We start from the raw sequence: 17909 nt of genomic DNA on the forward strand, positions 1-17909 counted from the left end.
ATGCCGCAAAGCCTTTGTGACTGTCCAGTTCTCTGCAATAGCCAGCACGATGACCGATGTTTGCGCGAAATATATGACTGCTTAATTAAATTTGGTCATTCGCCCTGGTTACACGTTCGGCGAAGTCCTTGGCGTTGATCTCGCCGATCACTCGCACATCGGCGCGTTCGACGCCGTCCTTGCCGAAAAACATCAGGGCCGGTGGGCCGAACAACTGGTAACGGTCGAGCAGGGCGCGTTGCTCGACGTTGCTGGCGGTGATGTCGAAGCGGATCAGCCGGTAACCCTTGAGGCGTTCGATGACGATAGGGTCGTCCAGCACCTCACGCTCGATGACTTTGCAGCTGATGCACCAGTCGGCGTACCAGTCGAGCAGCAGCGGTGTGCCGGATGATCGTGCGTCGGCGAGTGCGCGATCCAGTTCGGCCGGCGTGCTGAGGGTTTGCCAGGTGCTGGCGTTTTGCGCTTGTCCGTTGCTGTCAACGATACGGGGCTGGCCAATCGGGTTGAGCGGGTCGGTCTGGCCGCTGAAGGCGCCGTACCAGCAGGCCAGTGCATAAAACAGCAAAAACATGCCGAGCAATTGGCCCAGGCGTTTGCGCGGCGGTTTATAGACGAACTCCAGCGCCCCCATGAACAAACCGACACCGCCGGCCAGCAAACCGATCAGCAGCAAGGTGACCTGACCCGGCAAGACGCGGCCAAGCAGGCCGATGGCCAGCCCGAGCAACAACACGCCAATCGCGTTTTTCACGTAGACCAGCCACGGACCGCTTTTTGGCAGCCAGGCTGCGCCACCGGTGGCCACCAGCAACAGCGGTGCGCCCATGCCGAGGCCGAGCATGAACAGTTTCAAGCCGCCGCCCAGCGCATCGCCACTGGCGCTGATGTACAGCAGCGCCCCGGCCAATGGCGCCGAAACGCAGGGTGAAACCAGCAAGCTGGAGACCACGCCCAACACTGCGGCGCCCCACAGTGACCCGCCTTTGGTGCGACCGGCGATGTGGTCCAGGCGACTGCTGATGGCATGTGGCAACTTGAGTTCGAAGACGCCAAACATCGCCAAGGCAAACACGGCGAAAAACATCGCGAACGGCGCCAGCACCCAGGCCGATTGCAGTCGCGCCTGTAGATTGAGCTGGGCACCGAACAGGCCCATCAGGGCTCCGAGCAGGGCAAAGCAGGCGGCCATCGGCAGCACATAGGCCAGTGACAGATTGAAACCGCGCCAGCCACCGCTCTGACCGCGCAGCACCACACCAGAAAGGATCGGCAACATGGGCAGCACGCATGGCGTGAACGTCAGACCCAGGCCCGCGAGGAAAAACAACGCCAGTTCGCGCCAGCTCCATGGATAAACCGTGACCGGAGCGCCGCTGCCATCGATGCTCAGGCGCTCGGTTTCCGGTGGATAACACAGGCCTTTGTCGGCACATCCCTGATAAGTCACGACCAGGGTGAAGGCGCGTTGGTCGGTGCGCGGCAACTCGACGTCGAGAATGCCGTGATAGACCTCGACATCGCCGAAGTATTCATCGTGCTTTTTCTGACCGTCAGGCAGTTTCGCCGCGCCGAGGACAACATCGGCTGGATCGGCGCGAAATTGAAAGCGGTGACGGTAGAGGTAATAACCTTCGGTGGCGACGAAACGCAGCTTGATCGATTGCGGCGTGCTGTCTACCAGGCTCAGCCGGAATGCTTCGCGTACCGGCAGGAAGTCGGCGCTGTTGTTGATCGAGCCCAGGCTTGAGCTGGGGCGGTTCTCCAGCAAGCCAGTGGCGCTGGCCGGCAGGGCGAACACTAAAAACAGCAGGCAAAGCAAACGGCGCATGACGATCTCGCGTATCGGAATTGGGGGGATGATAGCGGACGGCGGCGTGGTATGCAGGAGGGGAGTCTGAGGTGTTTGTTCTGACGCCATCGCGAGCAGGCTCGCTCCCACAGGGGATCTGCGCCGTGCACAAATCAAATGTGGGAGCGAGCCTGCTCGCGATGGCGGTCTGTTAGACGCGGAAAGCCTGAACGGCCGTGTGCAATCGCCCACCCAGCACCAGCAAGTTCTCCCCTTGCTCACGCCCTTCGCCAATACGCAGCAAGTTATCCCCACCCAACTGATGAATCCGCTCACTGTGGTCACGGATTTCGCTGACAGCGCCGCTCTGCTGGGCGGTGACATCGGCGATGCGTACCGCCGTGTTGGAAATGGTCTGGATCGCCCCGACGATTTTATCCAGCGCGCCGTCAGCGGCCTGGGCCTGGCTGGCCGTGGCTTCGGCGTGTTCGACCTGGGCGCGCATGCCTTCCACCGATTGCCGCGCGGCGGTTTGCAGCCCTGCGATCAGCGTCTGGATTTCTGCCGTGGCCCCGGCGGTACGTTGCGCCAGTGAGCGCACCTCTTCTGCCACCACGGCAAAGCCACGCCCCATCTCTCCGGCCCGGGCCGCTTCGATAGCGGCGTTCAAGGCCAGCAGGTTGGTCTGGTCGGCAATCGAGCGGATCACCGTCAACACGCCGCCGATGGTGGCCGACTCTTCGGCCAGGTGTTCGATCATTTGCGCATTGCCTTGCACCTCATCCACCAGCGCATGCAGGCCGGTGAGGCTCAGGCCGATGACTTTCTGTCCGTGCTCCACGGCCAGGCCGGCGTGGCGGCTGGCGTCGGCGGCCTGACTGGCATCGCCGGCGACTTGTTGAATGGTCGCCTCCAGTTCGCTGAGGGAATCGCGGATCAGTGCCGTGTCGCCGGCCTGATGCTCGGCACCGTCATGCAGGTCATTGCTCAGCTCGGCCAGGGTGCGACTGCTGCCGGCCACCTGTTCGGCATTGCGGCGAATGGTCCCCACCAAGTCCACCAGATAAGCGCGCAAGCGGTTGAGCGAAGCTTCAATGTCATGCAATTCGCGGTTGGTATTGCCCAGTTGAATGTCGCGGCTGAAGTCGCCTTCGGCCCAGGTCGAGAGGGCCGGGGCGAGGTTGGTCAGGGTCCGTGCCAGTTTGCGCTGCAGGGTGTCGATCAGCAGGGCGATCAACAGAATCAACCCGATCATCACGCCTTGCATCAGCCGCACTTCACCCTGGATCTGCCCGTGCTGGGCGCGCACCACCGGTTCCAGCCCGGCAATGGCCTGTTGCACATCGGCGATTTTCAGGTGGGTAGCCGCGCTGAGGTCGGCGCGTTTGCGGATTTGATCGCGAGTGCGCGAGAGCTCGGCCGGGTAGCGGGTGAGCAGGCTGTTGAGCTCGCGCTTGAGGCCGACGCCGGCATCTTCGGCGACGGTTTTTTCCTTGTTCTCAAGGCCCATCATCGAGGCGAAATCATCGGTGTTCGACTCGCTGCTGGCGGTCACGCCCAGCAATGGCAGGGCGTCGAGTTTCTCTGCCTGGGCACGGATATTGGCCACTTCGCGTTCGACATCGGCGGCCAGTTCACTGCGGCCGCTGCTGACCAGTTTGTCCCGGGCCAGGGACAATTTACCCAGGTGCTGCGATGCGGTGAGCAGAGGCGTCAGGTAGGCCGCATTGCCACTGGCGTACTGGCTGAGCTGATCGAGACTGGCACCCAGTTCGCGCTCGGCCTGCAGCAGCAAGGCCTGCGGATCACCTGCCAGTTTGCCGGCGGCCAGCAGGTCGGTTTTGCTGAACTCTTCAAGGTTCGACAGGCTGGGGCGCAAGGTCTCGGCCAAGGCCGGTGGCAATTCGCCGAGTTCTTTTTGCAGGCTGTCGATGCCTTGGGCGGCACTGCTCAGGCGCAGCGCATCGCCGCTGCCCAGGTAATCCTCGACGCTGCGGGCGACTTCATTCTGAAACTGCTGCGACAGGCCCAGGTAGCGCTCCATTAATAGATACGGACGCTCAAGGGCTTTCTGCGACCACCACAGCGTAGCGCCGAGGGCCACGCACACGGCCACCAGAAGGAGGGTATTAAGATTGGTCAGCAGCTTCAGGCGCATTACGGACTACCAACGGCAGAAATGGTAAGTGCCTGAAGTTATTGCGTTTCTGTTACAGGGTTATGACCGAATGGGTCGATTGAGATGAAAAAGTGGCACTTTGCTTTGACGCCAGTGCCGCCTGGACGCGGTTGCGTCCGGCACCTTTGGCACGATACAGCGCCTCGTCTGCCTGACTGGCCATCAACAGACTGTCAGAGTCTTCGCACAGCTCGACCACCCCGGCGCTGAAGGTGCACCACAGATCCTGCGGTTGGGCGGGGTAGTGGATTTCGGCAAAGCGCTGACGAATTTCATCCAGTACGTTCCAGGCCGCTTCGAGGTCGGTGTCCGGCATGACAATGGCGAACTCTTCGCCGCCGTATCGACCGATGAAGTCGGTCTTGCGCAACCGCTGCTTGAGGAACAGCGCCAGGCTCTTGATCACCCGGTCGCCCATGGGGTGGCCGTGGCTGTCATTGACCCGTTTGAAATGGTCGATGTCGAGCATGGCAAAGCTCAGCGGCTTGCTTTCGCGACGGGCGCGGAACGAGCAGTCTTCGAGCAATTGCAGGATATGCGTGTGGTTGTACAACCCGGTGAGGCTGTCGCGGACCATCCGTGCCTTGAGGTTGCGTGCCCGCGCCGCGCGGTTGCGCACGGTGGTGATCAGGTGCCGGGGCTTGATCGGTTTGGTCAGGAAGTCATCGCCGCCCTCGCTCATGGCGTCGAGCTGCTTGTCCAGGTCGTCTTCGGCCGACAGGTAAATGATCGGCACGCTGACGTAACGGTCGTTGTGGCGAATGACCTTGGCCAGTTCCGTACCGGTGCAGGCCGGCATGTACATGTCGAGGATGATCAGGTCCGGCTGGAAATCCGCCAGTTCGGCCATGGCCTGGATCGGCTCGATCAAGGTCCGGGTGACGATCCCGGCGCTGTTGAGCAGGCGCTCGGTGTGCAAGGCCTGGGCGCGGGAGTCGTCGATGATCAGCACTTTATAAGGCTCGTACTGGGCAACGCAGGTCAGGACTTCGATTTTCTCCAGCAGGCTCGACGCATCGAGGGTGCCGGTGAGGAACTCCTGGCCACCGGCACGCACGGCGGCCAGGCGGGTCGGGGTGTCGGTTTCGTGCAGGCTGAAGAACAGCAGCGGCAAGCGATGGTCCAGGCCTTCCTGGGCTTCGGCGGCCAGTTTCAGGCCGACACCGGCGCCACTGAAATCCACGTCCATGACAATCGCCGCCGGCAAGCGCTCGACCATTGATGAGCGAAACGCATCTACGCTGTCCAGGGACTGGGCGCTGAGGCCGAAGAATTCCAGTTGCTTGGCCAGGCGCTCGGCGCGGTCGTGATCCTGCAACATCACGTAGATGGGCTTGCGCAGCGGTGGCAGGAAGGTTTGATCGAGTTGGTCGCCATGGCGCAGGCCGGTGCGTGACAGGCGCTGCATCAAGCGATTGAGGTCGGTGATCAGGCCGCTGCTCAGGCGTCCGCGATTGGCGTCGACCGCCTCCAGGGACTGACCGATATGGCGTGCCAGTTGCGTGTGTTCCGGTTGTTCGAAACGCTCGGCGAAACGCAGCAGGCGCAGATTGGCCTCGCTCAGTTCCGAAAGGTCGGCGGTAGACCACTCACTGCGTTGCAGGCGCTGCCATATCTCAAGAATCTGACGAGCCTGATGAATTACCCGCTGGGCAAAGTGGTGCTTGAGGCGCTCGCGGCTGGGGTCTTCTGGCTCGGTCATAACCTGACTACTAGTTAGGGTGCACGCTGAGGTCGAGTGGTGGCTCTATGCTAGCACCACTTTTCCATTGCATGAGTGCTGTACGTCAATAATCTGCAATGCGACTTCATTCAGTTTGTGACCTGATGGTCTGATTCGAGTCGTTGAAGTCGTGGTGTGCAGGGGGCGAACTGCTTGAATCAGGGCATTTGGCGGGCGTGGGGTGGGAATGGGCGAGTGACTGAATTTAGGCCATTCATGATTTTTTGCCAGTGCCGATCGGCCCGGTTTTTTGGATTTAAGAGTGTCGGGGATCCCCTTAGTGTGGCAATCCAAACCATTAGTAGGGGGGTGAGGACCGCAGCGTCGTCGGGTGGGCAGGAACACTTTTCATCCGCGAGCCCGGTAATTTTCCGCATCGATGCAATGGCGGGTGCCGGGCCAAGGCACGTTGTTGTATGGTTGTGGTCGAACCGTTGACCTCAAGAGCTTGAAAGGAAATCGCCATGCTGGACTGGAAGAACCGCACAGGCAGTGCGCCTGAACGTGCCGCTGAACCGAAGTCGGAGACCCGCAGTTATCTGGGCGGTCTGTTGTTCAGCCGGGCGCTGGCCACTCTGCTGGGCATCTACCTGTTGGTGGCGAGTGTCCTGGGCTGGTACTGGAGCCAGGAGCCGGCACTGTTTCCGGTCCAGCAAACCGCGCAACTGGCGGCCGAGAAAGAAGGCAAGCAGATGGTCGTCGGCTACACCACGGTGGAAACCCTCAAGACCGTCGCCGGCACCTTGCTGACCAAGCCGGGCGGCTATATTTCCAACGACCGATTCCCGCCAGGTCTGTGGATGGACAACATGCCGAGCTGGGAATATGGCGTGCTGGTGCAGGTTCGCGACCTGAGCCGGGCACTGCGTAAAGACTTCGCCCGTTCGCAGTCGCAGTCCGCCGAAGACGCCGACCTGGCCAAGGCCGAGCCGCGTTTCAACTTCGACAACAAGAGCTGGGTGCTGCCGTCCAGTGAGTCCGAGTACCAGGAAGGCATCAACTCCCTGAGCCGCTATCAGGCGCGCCTGTCCGATCCGAACCAGAAGAGCGCGCTGTTCTATGCCCGCGCCGACAACCTGAACAACTGGCTGGGTGACGTCGGCACTCGTCTGGGTTCGCTGTCGCAACGGCTGTCGGCCAGTGTCGGCCGGGTCAAGCTCAACACTGCGTTGAAGACCGAGGTGGTGGCACCGGGTGTGGCGCCGCAAGTCGATGAAGAAATCGTCGAAACGCCATGGCTGCAGATCGACAACGTGTTCTACGAAGCTCGCGGCCAGGCCTGGGCCTTGTCGCATTTGCTGCGCGCCATTGAAGTGGACTTTGCCGATGTGCTGGCCAAGAAGAACGCCACGGTCAGCGTGCGCCAGATCATTCGTGAACTGGAAGCGTCGCAGGAACCGGTGTGGAGCCCGATGATCCTCAATGGCAGTGGCTTCGGCGTACTGGCCAACCACTCGCTGGTCATGGCCAACTACATTTCCCGGGCCAACGCGGCAGTGATCGATTTGCGTCAATTGCTCAATCAGGGCTGAGTCATGGTTGATAACTCTGTCGATGGAATGCGAGAAGCCGCGCACCGTGCGGCTTCCGATGCCGAACAGATCGCCTGGGTCGACGAGCAGGACAACCTGCTCGGCGCTCTGGTCCGTTCCGATTTGCGCGAGCGTGGGCTGATCGGGCGCGGTACCTACATCATGTTGTTCAACTCCGCTGGCGAGTTGTGCGTGCACCGGCGCACCCTGAGCAAGGCAATCTATCCCGGTTTCTGGGACGTGGCGGCGGGCGGCATGGTGCTCGCCAGTGAAACCTACGCCGAATCGGCGGCCAGGGAACTGGAGGAAGAACTGGGAGTGAGTGGTGTGGAACTGACCGCCCATGACCACTTTTTCTTCGAGGACACCGGCAATCGCCTGTGGTGTTCGGCGTTCTCGGCGGTGTGGGACGGCCCGTTGATCCTGCAACCGGAAGAGGTGCTCGAAGCGCGCTTTATCCCCATCGATCAGGTCATGCTGGAAATCGAGCAAAAGCCTTATTGCCCGGACTCACTGGCGGCGTTGAAGCGCTATCTGAAGGCTCAACAAAGCAACGTCGCAAAACAGCTATAAATTGGCGCCGATTGGCTCTTAGCAATCGACGTTTTTGCCGTTACACTGCGCGACCTTTTTAAACTGAACCGGTATTGCTTCACCTGTAGGAGCGAGCTTGCTCGCGATGGACGTCAACGATAACGCGGGCATCCAGAGTGAACGCGTCGCCTTTGAGCTCATCGCGAGCAAGCTCGCTCCTACAGTGAAGTGAATGTTGTACCGTTTCAGTAGCGCTGCCCCTGCCTGAGTGGGGCTTCGCGGTCGATAGCCTTCCCAAGTGCTGCGACCAGTCTTTGTCCTCCGAAGAGGATTGCCGGTGGCCAAAAAAGCCGCATCCTTCGCCGCCCTGGGCGGCCTGGTATTTTCCACCGACGCAGGTCGTCATTGCCCGGAATGCAGTAAACCGGTGGACGCCTGCATCTGCAAACAGACCGTTATCCCGGCCGGCGACGGCATCGCGCGCGTGCGTCGCGAAAGCAAGGGCCGTGGCGGCAAGACGGTGACCACCATCACCGGCGTGCCGTTGGCTGAAGACGCGCTCAAGGATCTGGCCACGACGTTGAAGAAACGTTGCGGTACCGGTGGGGCGCTGAAAGACGGTGTCATCGAAATCCAGGGCGATCATGTCGAGCTACTCTTGGCAGAACTGATCAAGCTCGGTTTCAAAGCGAAGAAGTCCGGCGGCTAGCAGCCTCTGTGAAAACCACCCTCGGCTTGATCCGGTCCTGATGACATTCAGGTCCGGCATCGTCTACATGGTTTTCACAGAGCCTGTTCATGACCGGTATCTAAACTCACTGCGGTCGGCGAGGTCTATTGCCTCGTTGACGAACCGTCATTTTCATTCTTTAGACTGCGCCGGCCTGAACCCAGGCGACGCACTATGACTTCTTTATAGGGGACTTCGATGTCCGTACGACGCACACGCAAAGACGATGGCAGCCAATGGACAGTTGCGGACAGCCGCAGTGTTTACGGGATTCGCCATTGGGGGGCCGGGTATTTCGCGATCAATGACGCCGGTCGCGTCGAAGTTCGTCCGAACGGTCCGAGCAGCTCGCCTATCGACCTGTACGAGCAAGTCGACCAGCTGCGCAAAAGCGGCCTGTCCTTGCCGTTGCTGGTCCGTTTCCCGGACATCCTGCAAGACCGCGTGCGTCAGCTGACCGGCGCGTTCGATTCGAACATCGAGCGTCTGGAATACCAGAGCAAGTACACCGCACTGTACCCGATCAAGGTCAACCAGCAGGAAGCGGTGATCGAGAACATCATCGCCACCCAGAACGTTTCCATCGGCCTGGAAGCCGGCTCCAAGCCTGAACTGCTGGCCGTGCTGGCACTGGCGCCGAAGGGCGGCACCATCGTTTGCAACGGTTACAAGGACCGCGAGTTCATCCGCCTGGCGCTGATGGGCCAGAAGCTCGGTCACAACGTGTTCATCGTGATCGAGAAAGAATCCGAAGTCGGCCTGGTGATCGAAGAAGCCAACTCGCTGAAGGTCAAGCCTCAGGTCGGCCTGCGCGTGCGCCTGTCGTCCCTGGCCTCGAGCAAGTGGGCGGACACCGGCGGCGAGAAATCCAAGTTCGGCCTGTCGGCGGCGCAACTGCTGTCGGTGGTCGAGCGTTTCCGTGCGGCGGGCCTGGACCAGGGCATCCGCCTGCTGCACTTCCACATGGGTTCGCAGATCGCCAACCTCGCTGACTACCAGCACGGCTTCAAGGAAGCGATCCGCTACTACGGCGAGTTGCGTAACCTCGGCCTGCCGGTCGATCACATCGACGTCGGCGGTGGCCTGGGCGTGGACTACGACGGCACACACTCGCGTAACGCCAGTTCGATCAACTACGACATGGACGACTACGCCGGCGTCGTGGTCGGGATGCTCAAGGAATTCTGCGATGCGCAGAGCCTGCCGCACCCGAACATCTTCTCCGAAAGCGGCCGTTCCCTGACGGCGCACCACGCCATGCTGGTGATCCAGGTGACCGACGTCGAGAAACACAACGACGACGTGCCGCAGATCGAGAACAAGGAAGCGCTGCCGGAAACCGTGCAGTGGCTGGTGGACCTGCTGGGTCCGACCGACATCGAGATGGTCACCGAGACCTACTGGCGCGCCACGCACTACATGAGTGACGTTGCCTCCCAGTACGCCGACGGCAAGCTGACCCTGGCCGAGAAAGCCCTGGCCGAGCAGTGCTACTTCGCCGTGTGCCGTCGCCTGCACAACTCGTTGAAGGCGCGTCAGCGTTCCCACCGTCAGGTGCTGGACGAACTCAACGACAAGCTGGCCGACAAATACATCTGCAACTTCTCGGTGTTCCAGAGCCTGCCGGACACCTGGGCCATCGACCAGGTCCTGCCGATCATCCCGCTGCACCGTCTCGACGAAGAACCGCTGCGTCGCGCGGTACTGCAAGACCTGACCTGTGACTCCGACGGCAAGATCAACCAGTATGTCGACGAGCAGAGCATCGAGACCAGCTTGCCGGTGCACGCGTTGAAAGAAGGTGAGGACTACTTGCTGGGTGTGTTCCTGGTCGGTGCCTACCAGGAAATTCTTGGCGACATGCACAACCTGTTCGGTGACACCGACTCTGTGAACATCTACCAGAACGCCGACGGCAGCGTGTACCACGCCGGTATCGAAACCCACGACACCATCGAAGACATGCTGCGCTACGTGCACTTGTCCCCGGAAGAGCTGATGACCCACTACCGCGACAAGTGCGCCAGTGCCCGCATCAGCGCCACCGAGCGCACGCAGTTCCTCGATGCCTTGCGTCTGGGGCTGACCCGTTCGTCTTACCTGTCTTCTTGAGGTAAGGCGCCGCGCACATCAGGTTGTCTGAAAACTCTCCGTACGTTGCGGAAAACTCGGATGACCTGGTGCGGCGCTTCTTCTTTTTCAAGCGAAATGACCCTCAGACTGGGCTATCCAAGCGATGTGGTCTTCTTTTCGCGTAGGTCATTTCCTAAGTTGTACTTCGGCACTCTACTCGGCCATGTCTCTCAGCGAGAATCCCCGGCCGCCCCTCCTGTAGAGAATCGCCGATGTTCGATCCAGTCAACGAGCCTCCATTTCGTCTGGATGTAGCGGGTCTTCCCGACCCCTTCGAGGTCTTGGCCTTTACCGGCAGTGAAGCCATCAGCGAGCCGTTCGTGTTCGACCTGGAACTGCTGATCGATGACCCGGTGCTTGACCTTGCCAGTTTGCTGTACCGCCCGGCCTCCCTGCATTTCGGGCCAGCCGGATGCCTCGTGCATGGACAACTGCATGAGCTCGTCCAGCGTGATCATGTCTCGGGACCCCGACTCTGCCAGGTGCGCCTGGGGCCAAGACTGGCTTGCCTGGCCCAGCGCTTCAGCCAGCGAATCTTCAGCGCCCGTTCCGTGCCGCAAATCCTTGACCAGGTGCTCAAGGAGCACGGTATTACCGGCAAGGATCGACGCCTGGAGCTGAGCGGCGAATACCCGCCCCGGGATTTTTGCACACAATATCGAGAGTCAGACCTGCAATTTCTCCAGCGACTGTGCGCCCAGGAACGGCTTCACTACCACTTCGAACACCGGGCCCGCGGGCACTGTGTGGTGTTTGGGGATGACCAGCAGCATTTTCCAACCGGCGAACCTGCGGTATTGCGCAGCGAGGGCGAACGGCCGGCGGTGCGGCAGTTCGAACGTCAGCACCGCGGTGGGACAGCGGTGCAGAGCGCCGAATGCCGGACGGATCTGGCGACCCTGCGCAGCGGTCGGTTGATGCCGTTGTCTGGTCATCCGGTTGCCGATTGCAATCGGCTCTGGCTGCTGACCCGCGTCGAGCATTGGGGCAGCCAGGATACGACGACGCCTTACCACAATCAGGCCCGTGCCCTGCAGTGGCCGGCACCCATCGAGCCGCCCTGTGCGACGGTCAAACCACAGATGCATAGCCTGCAACGGGCGTGGGTCGTCGAGGTCGATGAACCAGGCCCCGACCCGGCAAGGCCGGTGCCGGTGCAATTCGACTGGCTTTATCAGGGCGAAGGGGCGACGCCCAGTCATTGCTGGCTGCCCCTGGCCAGGCAGTTGCAGGCCTCGACGTTCTCGCCATTGCGCGAAGGAACCGAGCTGGTGGTGAGTTTTATCGAGGGCGACCCCGATCAACCGCAGATAACCGGGGTGCTGCATGCACCGGCAACGATCGAGGTGACGGACGCTGACACCCCACAGCCCATCTGCGCCCATGATGAGGGGCTGGAGCAATGGTTGCGCTCGGGGGAGCCATTGCTGATGTTGTGCCTGCTACCCGGTGGCGGCAGCTTCAACCATTGCGCGCAGGCTTTGTGCACCTGTCGTCTGGCGACGCAGCTTGGCCAGAGCTCTGGAGCATGATCGCCACACGCACGCCCGAGGCACCCCCGCAGTGGCTGTTGCTGGATGTGCCGGGCACGCCGCAGGCGGGTGTCACACTTCGGCAGATGTTTGCCCAGGCCCGATGGTTCGGGCTGTTCGAAGGTACGGAGTGGCATGCGCTGCATGAACAGGGACCGGTCCTGGTCGATCTGCGCACCTGCCCGGCACTGGCCGATCTATGCATCGTCGACGGACAACGCTGGCCTGGATTGCTGATGGCCAGCGAGGCCGGCGCTGCGTCGTTGCTGGTGCATTTGCGGCGCCTGCTTACGGTCACGCTTGGCCTGCACCGGGCCCTTTTGAGTTACTACAACCCAACCACGGCCAGCTATTTTTTCGATGCCAGCGACGCCGTTGAACTGAGTCGCTGGCTAGGGCCTATCCACCAGTTACGCTGGTTCGGCGGCAGTTGGGCCGACCGTGCGATGGGGTGTGAAGGCTGGCAGCGCTTGTCCAACCCGGGGTTGGCGGTCAGTCCGTTGGCAGTCGAGGAAAGCCTCAGCGCAGGGCAGCAGGGGAAATTGCAAACCTGCCTGCTCGAACAGCATGCCTGGCGCTGGAACCGATCCACCGGTGTCGATTTTCCCCGTCTGTGGACCTATGTGCAGGAAGGGCTGGTGCTGGGTTTCAGCGAGCGCCCGGTGCTCGATGGCTGGATATGGCTACGCCTGCAGTATCCCGATGCCGTTCCCGTGCAGCCGCTGCCGAGCGGGACTCAACAGGAACGACTCGATAGCCTGCGTCGCCTGTGGCAGAACGATCGCCCCTGGCCATGAGGTCGAATATTGCCGGGGCCGCGCCCGATCAGTGAATGCCGCCGGCGAACCAGCCATCGTTACGGCGCAGGCGCCAGGCGATCATGCCGAGGGTCAGACTGCGCAGCAGCATGAACAACAGAAAGGTTATCCACAGGCCATGGTTGCCCCCGCCTTGCAGTGCCCAGCCGAAGGGCAGCACCAGCGCCACGGTCAGCAGCATGCCGTTGCGCATTTCCCGGGCGCGGGTGGCGCCGATGAACAGGCCGTCGAGCAGGTAACTCCAAACGGCAATCAGCGGCAGTACGGCGAGATAGGGCAGGTAGATGAACGCGGTGTCACGCACACTCTGAATGTCGGTCTGCATCTCGATGAACAGATGCCCGGCGAACAGAAACAACGCGGCAAAGCCCAGGCTTGCCAGCAACGACCAGCCACCGGCCACCACCAATGAACGGCGCAGGGCATCGCGGTCACGTGCGCCAAGCGCATGTCCGCACAGGGCCTCGACGGCGTGGGCCAGGCCATCGAGGGCGTGGGCGGTCAGCAGCAGGCCATTGAGCAGCAGGGCATTGGCCGCGACCGTGGCGTCGCCCAGCCGTGCGCCTTGCACCGTGATCAGGAAGAACACCGACTGCAGCGCCAGGCTGCGGATGAAGATGTCGCGGTTGACCGCCAGCAATGGCCGCCAACTCTGCCACAGCGCCAATGCCGCCCAGACGATATGCCCGGGGTAGGCGCGCAAGGCTTTGCGGGTCATCAGCAAGCCGATCAGTGCACCGGTCCATTCGGCAATCACCGAGGCCCGGGCCGCACCGACCACACCCCATTCCAGGCCGAGGACGAACCACAGGTTCAGGGCAATGTTGACCAGGTTGGTGCTCAGCAAAATCGCCAGCGGCGCCTGGGCATTCTGGGTGCCGAGAAACCAGCCGACCAGTGCATAACTGGCGAGCGCCGCCGGCAGGCCGAACAGGCGGGTGTGGAAGAACTCGCGGGTCAGTTGATCGAGCTCCGCCGACGGTTGCATGAAGTGCAACGCGACCCCGCTCAATGGTACGCCCACCGCCCCCAACAGCACGGCCAGGCCGATGGCGAGCAACAGGCCTTGCAACAGAATCTGCCGCAGGGCCGCGCCATCCCCGCGCCCGGCCGCTTGGGCGGCGAACCCGGTGGAGCCCATGCGCAGAAAGCCCATGGCCCAGGCAAGGAAGGTGTACAGACTGGCCCCGACCGCGACGGCACCGAGTTGATGGGCGTGGGGCAGGTGACCGATGACGGTGCTGTCGACCAATGCCACCAGCGGTACGGAAATGTTCGAGAGAATCATCGGCGCAGCGAGCGCCCAGACCCGGCGATGGGTAGGGCGGTCGCGCCAGTCGGCGGTCAGGTTGGACATGCAGGCTCCTTGGGAGCAGGCATTGTAGCGGCACATCTAGAGCAAACCGCGATCAATTGTGGGAGCGGCGGTGCGGCGATCCGACTTGCTCGCGAAAGCGGTCGTCCAGTCAATAATGATTCGACTGACATGCCGTCTTCGTCGGAACGCCGCCCGGAGCAAGCCCGCTCCCACAGGAGTTCGGTGGTATCAGTGGATGATCCAGCTCAGCAACCACAGCCCCAGCACCAACCAGATGAAACCCATGATGAACGACGCATTGAGAAAGGCGCGGATCGCCGACCACAGCAGTATCAGCCCGAGGATCAAGGTCACGATGCTGACGACCGAGGTGTCCATGCCCAGCGCCTGGGACAGGCCTTCGACAAAATTGCTGCTGGCGTTGCTCAACAGACTGAACAGCCCGCTGAGGGCATCAACGATGAAGCGGATGATCGAGCCGAGTACCTGGCCGAGCCATTCGGAAAAACCTTCTACCTGCATGGAGTAAACGTCCTGATTAAAGAGAATTGAGTCTTGGGCTGTCGATCATGCTGCCGAGTTCCCACAAGCATAGAGGGTTGCACAGAGAGCATGCATCTTCTGCCCCTTGCCTTCACCTGTGATCCCCCCGAAGCTATACGCCTTCAGGAGAGCCCGATGAACCTTGTTGAACTGACCGAACGCCTGCACGCCATCCGTGACCGCAATGACTGGCGGCAATTTCACAGCCCGAAAAACCTCGCCATGGCCGCGAGCGTGGAAATGTCCGAGCTGGTGGAAATTTTCCAGTGGCTGACCGAAGACCAGTCACGCCAGTTGTCGGCGGACAAACTCGCCCACGCCGGGCAGGAAGTCGGTGACATCGTGCTTTACCTGTTGCTGTTGTGCAGCGAGCTGGGCCTGGACATGGAAGCAGTGGTGCGCAGCAAACTGGCGGACAGCGAACGGAGGTTCAGCTGATGAGCGACCGTCATTTCGATCAACTGGCGACCCGTTTCGCCGAAAAAATCTACGGCGGTGCCAAAGGGGCGATCCGTCTGGCGGTGTTGCAGGCCGATCTGGTCGAAATCCTGCCCGACCGGCCGCTGCGTGTGCTGGACATCGGCGCCGGCCTTGGTCACATGTCGTTGTGGCTGGCCCAGCGCGGCCATCAGGTGACCCTCGCCGAGCCTGCCGAGCCGATGCTCGAAGGCGCCCGCCAACGTTTTGCCGACGCCGGGCAGAGCGCCACGTTCATTCAGGCACCCTGGCAGGACCTGTTGGGGCAGCTCACCGAACCCTACGACCTGGTGCTGTGCCACGCCGTGCTGGAATGGCTGGCCGAACCCCACGCCATCCTGCCGGTGCTGCATCAACTGACCAAGGCGGACGGCTGGCTGTCCCTGGCGTTCTACAACCGCGACGCGCTGATTTATCGCAACTTGCTCAAGGGCCATTTCCGCAAGATGCGCAAGAACGACATGGCCGGCGAAAAGCAGAGCCTGACCCCGCAACAGCCCCTTGATCCGCGCGAGCTGGCGGCGCAACTTGAAGGTCTGTGGCAGGTCGAAACACAGAGTGGCGTGCGGGTTTTTCACGATTACATGCCGGTGGAATTCCAGGCCCGCGTCGAGCTGGCGGACCTGTTGGAAATGGAGTTGGCCCACCGCCGTCATCCGAGCTTTGCCGGGCTTGGGCGTTACTTGCACTGGATCTGTCGGCCTGTCTGATCGGAGCACGCAATGAAAAATCATTCAGGTGTACTGGTGTTCTGCCTGGGGCTGGCCGCTTGTCAGGGCAGCAACCCTTATGTCGCCACCTCGAATCCTTTGCCACCGGCGCCGCCCCAGGCTGCCAATACCTTCGATCGAAGCGCCTACCCGGCGGCGCCACGTGACTATGGACGATACCGCAGTTGGGCGTGGCTCAATGGGCATCTGCCACCGGGTACCGCCTGGGCCGACTCGGCGCAGGTTGCCGAAGCGGTCAGCAATGCGCTGGATCAGCGGGGTTTGCGTCCGCTGCATGACAATCGTCCAGCGGACCTGTTTGTCAGCGCCGACCTGCGGATGGAAACCCGCTTGCGTCAGGTTCAGGACGACTATTACGGCGGCGGTTATGGCGGCTACAACGGCTACGGCCCTGGATATGGCGGATACGCCACAGTGCCTATCATCCGTACCTATCAGGAACAGGTCGTAGTGGTTCAGGTGGACATGTTTGACGCCAAAAGCGGTCAGCCGGTGTGGAGCTCCAGCGCTGAAACCGGCAACCGGGGCAGCGAAAGCGAGCGGGCCGATGCCATACGGGAGGCTGTGGAAAAGGCAATGTCGGCGTATCCTCCTAGTTAGCTTCTTGTAGAATAAGAAGCATTCCGCAGGATCATGCCTTCAACCGGAGACTCATCATGTTCCGCCGTTTTGTTTTACTGGCAGTGGCCGCGCTGCTCAGTGCCTGCGCCGCCAACCAGGTCAATCATGACTTCGACGCCAGCCGCGACTTTGCTGCCTATCGCAGCTGGACCTGGAAAGAACCTGCCCTGCAATACCGTCCCGATGATCCTCGAATCAAGAGCGACCTGACCGAACAGCGCATCCGTCAGGCGGTTGCCGATCAACTGGATCAGCGCGGTCTGCGTCCGGCCGCCGCAGGTGCCAAGGGTGACTTGAATGTGCAGACCTACCTGATTGTCGAAGAGCGGCAACAACAGGTGACCACCAATTACGGCGGTGGCTGGGGTAACCCGTGGTATGGCTACTACGGCGCACCGATGTACAACGAAACCCGCAATGTCAGCTACAAAGTGGCGACCATCCAGATCGATCTGCTCGATGGCAAGGACGGCAAACTGGTGTGGCGCGGCAGTGACGAGCAGATACTCAGCCGCACGCCGAACCCGACGGATCGTCGCGATGCGATCTGGGAAACGGTCACGCGGATATTGGCCAACTATCCACCGCACGCGTCCTAGAATCAGCTGGCCTCTCAACCCCTGTGCTCCCCGCAGGGGTTTTTTGGATGGTGTACATATCCATTGCTGCGGTAACGGTGGCTGGCGGTTTCGCCCTGACGGCGACTCACTTTTTTTACAAGCGCCTAAAAAAAGTAAGCAAAAAAACGCTCGCCCCGAACGTCCGGCCCCTCGCCAAGGCTCGGGGTTCCTTCGCTCCGGCATTCATCCGGGGGCATTGCCCTCCGGTCGGCTTCGCGCGACCTACATGCAATGAGTTCGACTGCGTCGAACGGCGCTGCGCGCCCATCCCCGGATGAACACCTCCGCTCAGCCTGCCGAGGGGGCGGGTGGATCAAGATCAAGAGCTGCAGGCGAGCTAACGCTCGGCCTGTTGAGTGGTTAGAAGCGTGGGTGTACGCCGACCTGCTTTTGCTCTTCTGTGGGAGCGAGCCTGCTCGCGAAGACGGCCTGACAGCCGACCAATATCTTTCAGATGTACCCGGCCCAACTGTGGGAGCGGGCTTGCCCGCGAAGGCGGCCTGACAGCAAGCCAATTTCTCCCAGATGTACCCAACCCAACTGTAGGAGCGAGCCTGCTCGCGATGAGGTCCTGACAGTCAATCAATCCTGTGTAGTTTTCCTCAAGTCCCGAGGAAACCTCCGAC

The 17909-nt window shown here is 61.4% G+C and carries 15 protein-coding genes; 10 read left to right on the forward strand and 5 right to left on the reverse strand.

Annotated features, from left to right (window positions below):
• Positions 1–85 precede the first annotated feature (85 nt).
• From AC3IT9_RS03160 to gcbA, 3 genes are all read right to left on the reverse strand, one after another.
• Positions 86–1831, reverse strand: coding sequence for a protein-disulfide reductase DsbD (locus AC3IT9_RS03160; protein ID WP_489272015.1), 1746 nt, complete (start codon positions 1829–1831; stop codon positions 86–88).
• A 172-nt stretch (positions 1832–2003) separates the two neighbouring features.
• Positions 2004–3950, reverse strand: coding sequence for a methyl-accepting chemotaxis protein (locus AC3IT9_RS03165; protein WP_489272017.1), 1947 nt, complete (start codon positions 3948–3950; stop codon positions 2004–2006).
• A gap of 52 nt (positions 3951–4002) precedes the next feature.
• Positions 4003–5673, reverse strand: a complete 1671-nt coding sequence (gene gcbA / locus AC3IT9_RS03170) for a diguanylate cyclase GcbA (RefSeq protein ID WP_150755880.1) — start codon at positions 5671–5673, stop codon at positions 4003–4005.
• 485 nt (positions 5674–6158) lie between these two features.
• On the opposite strand from gcbA, the gene AC3IT9_RS03175 reads away from it, so the two are divergent.
• From AC3IT9_RS03175 to AC3IT9_RS03200, 6 genes are all read left to right on the forward strand, one after another.
• Complete coding sequence (locus tag AC3IT9_RS03175) at positions 6159–7226, forward strand: DUF2333 family protein (protein WP_108230350.1); 1068 nt, start codon at positions 6159–6161, stop codon at positions 7224–7226.
• Positions 7227–7229: 3 nt separating this feature from the next.
• On the forward strand, positions 7230–7799 hold the full coding sequence (locus tag AC3IT9_RS03180) for an NUDIX hydrolase (RefSeq protein WP_150755881.1): 570 nt from the start codon (positions 7230–7232) through the stop codon (positions 7797–7799).
• A gap of 298 nt (positions 7800–8097) precedes the next feature.
• The gene (locus AC3IT9_RS03185) at positions 8098–8469 is read left to right on the forward strand and encodes a translation initiation factor Sui1 (protein ID WP_008053936.1); all 372 of its coding nucleotides are present in this window, start codon (positions 8098–8100) and stop codon (positions 8467–8469) included.
• Between the two features lie 219 nt (positions 8470–8688).
• Positions 8689–10602, forward strand: coding sequence for an arginine decarboxylase (gene speA, locus AC3IT9_RS03190; RefSeq protein WP_056725278.1), 1914 nt, complete (start codon positions 8689–8691; stop codon positions 10600–10602).
• Positions 10603–10835: 233 nt separating this feature from the next.
• The gene (locus AC3IT9_RS03195; protein ID WP_489272020.1) at positions 10836–12155 is read left to right on the forward strand and encodes a type VI secretion system Vgr family protein; all 1320 of its coding nucleotides are present in this window, start codon (positions 10836–10838) and stop codon (positions 12153–12155) included.
• A complete protein-coding gene (locus AC3IT9_RS03200) occupies positions 12152–12952 on the forward strand; it encodes a DUF4123 domain-containing protein (protein ID WP_489272021.1) in 801 nt (266 codons plus the stop codon). Before AC3IT9_RS03195 ends, AC3IT9_RS03200 begins: the two co-directional genes overlap by 4 nt.
• Before the next feature lie 28 nt (positions 12953–12980).
• Here AC3IT9_RS03200 and AC3IT9_RS03205 read toward each other — a convergent pair whose 3' ends face one another.
• Both AC3IT9_RS03205 and AC3IT9_RS03210 read right to left on the reverse strand, forming a co-directional pair.
• Complete coding sequence (locus AC3IT9_RS03205) at positions 12981–14330, reverse strand: MATE family efflux transporter (protein ID WP_489272022.1); 1350 nt, start codon at positions 14328–14330, stop codon at positions 12981–12983.
• Positions 14331–14519: 189 nt separating this feature from the next.
• Entirely contained in the window at positions 14520–14813 is a 294-nt protein-coding gene (locus AC3IT9_RS03210) for a hypothetical protein (protein WP_489272024.1), read from the reverse strand.
• Between the two features lie 156 nt (positions 14814–14969).
• Here AC3IT9_RS03210 and AC3IT9_RS03215 point away from each other — a divergent pair, with 156 nt between their 5' ends.
• Genes AC3IT9_RS03215 through AC3IT9_RS03230 form a run of 4 tightly spaced genes read left to right on the forward strand, consistent with a single transcriptional unit; the run spans position 14970 to position 17262 of the window.
• A complete protein-coding gene (locus AC3IT9_RS03215) occupies positions 14970–15272 on the forward strand; it encodes a MazG-like family protein (RefSeq protein ID WP_150727795.1) in 303 nt (100 codons plus the stop codon).
• Positions 15272–16021, forward strand: coding sequence for a methyltransferase domain-containing protein (locus AC3IT9_RS03220; RefSeq protein WP_150727794.1), 750 nt, complete (start codon positions 15272–15274; stop codon positions 16019–16021). Before AC3IT9_RS03215 ends, AC3IT9_RS03220 begins: the two co-directional genes overlap by 1 nt.
• Positions 16022–16033: 12 nt before the next feature.
• A complete protein-coding gene (locus AC3IT9_RS03225) occupies positions 16034–16642 on the forward strand; it encodes a DUF4136 domain-containing protein (RefSeq protein WP_223447744.1) in 609 nt (202 codons plus the stop codon).
• A 56-nt stretch (positions 16643–16698) separates the two neighbouring features.
• Positions 16699–17262 carry a DUF4136 domain-containing protein gene (locus AC3IT9_RS03230; RefSeq protein WP_057712146.1) on the forward strand — a complete coding sequence of 188 codons (564 nt, stop codon included), beginning with the start codon at positions 16699–16701 and terminating at the stop codon, positions 17260–17262.
• The last annotated feature ends 647 nt before the right edge of the window (positions 17263–17909 follow it).

Source organism: Pseudomonas sp. KH_046_1, assembly GCF_057839025.1.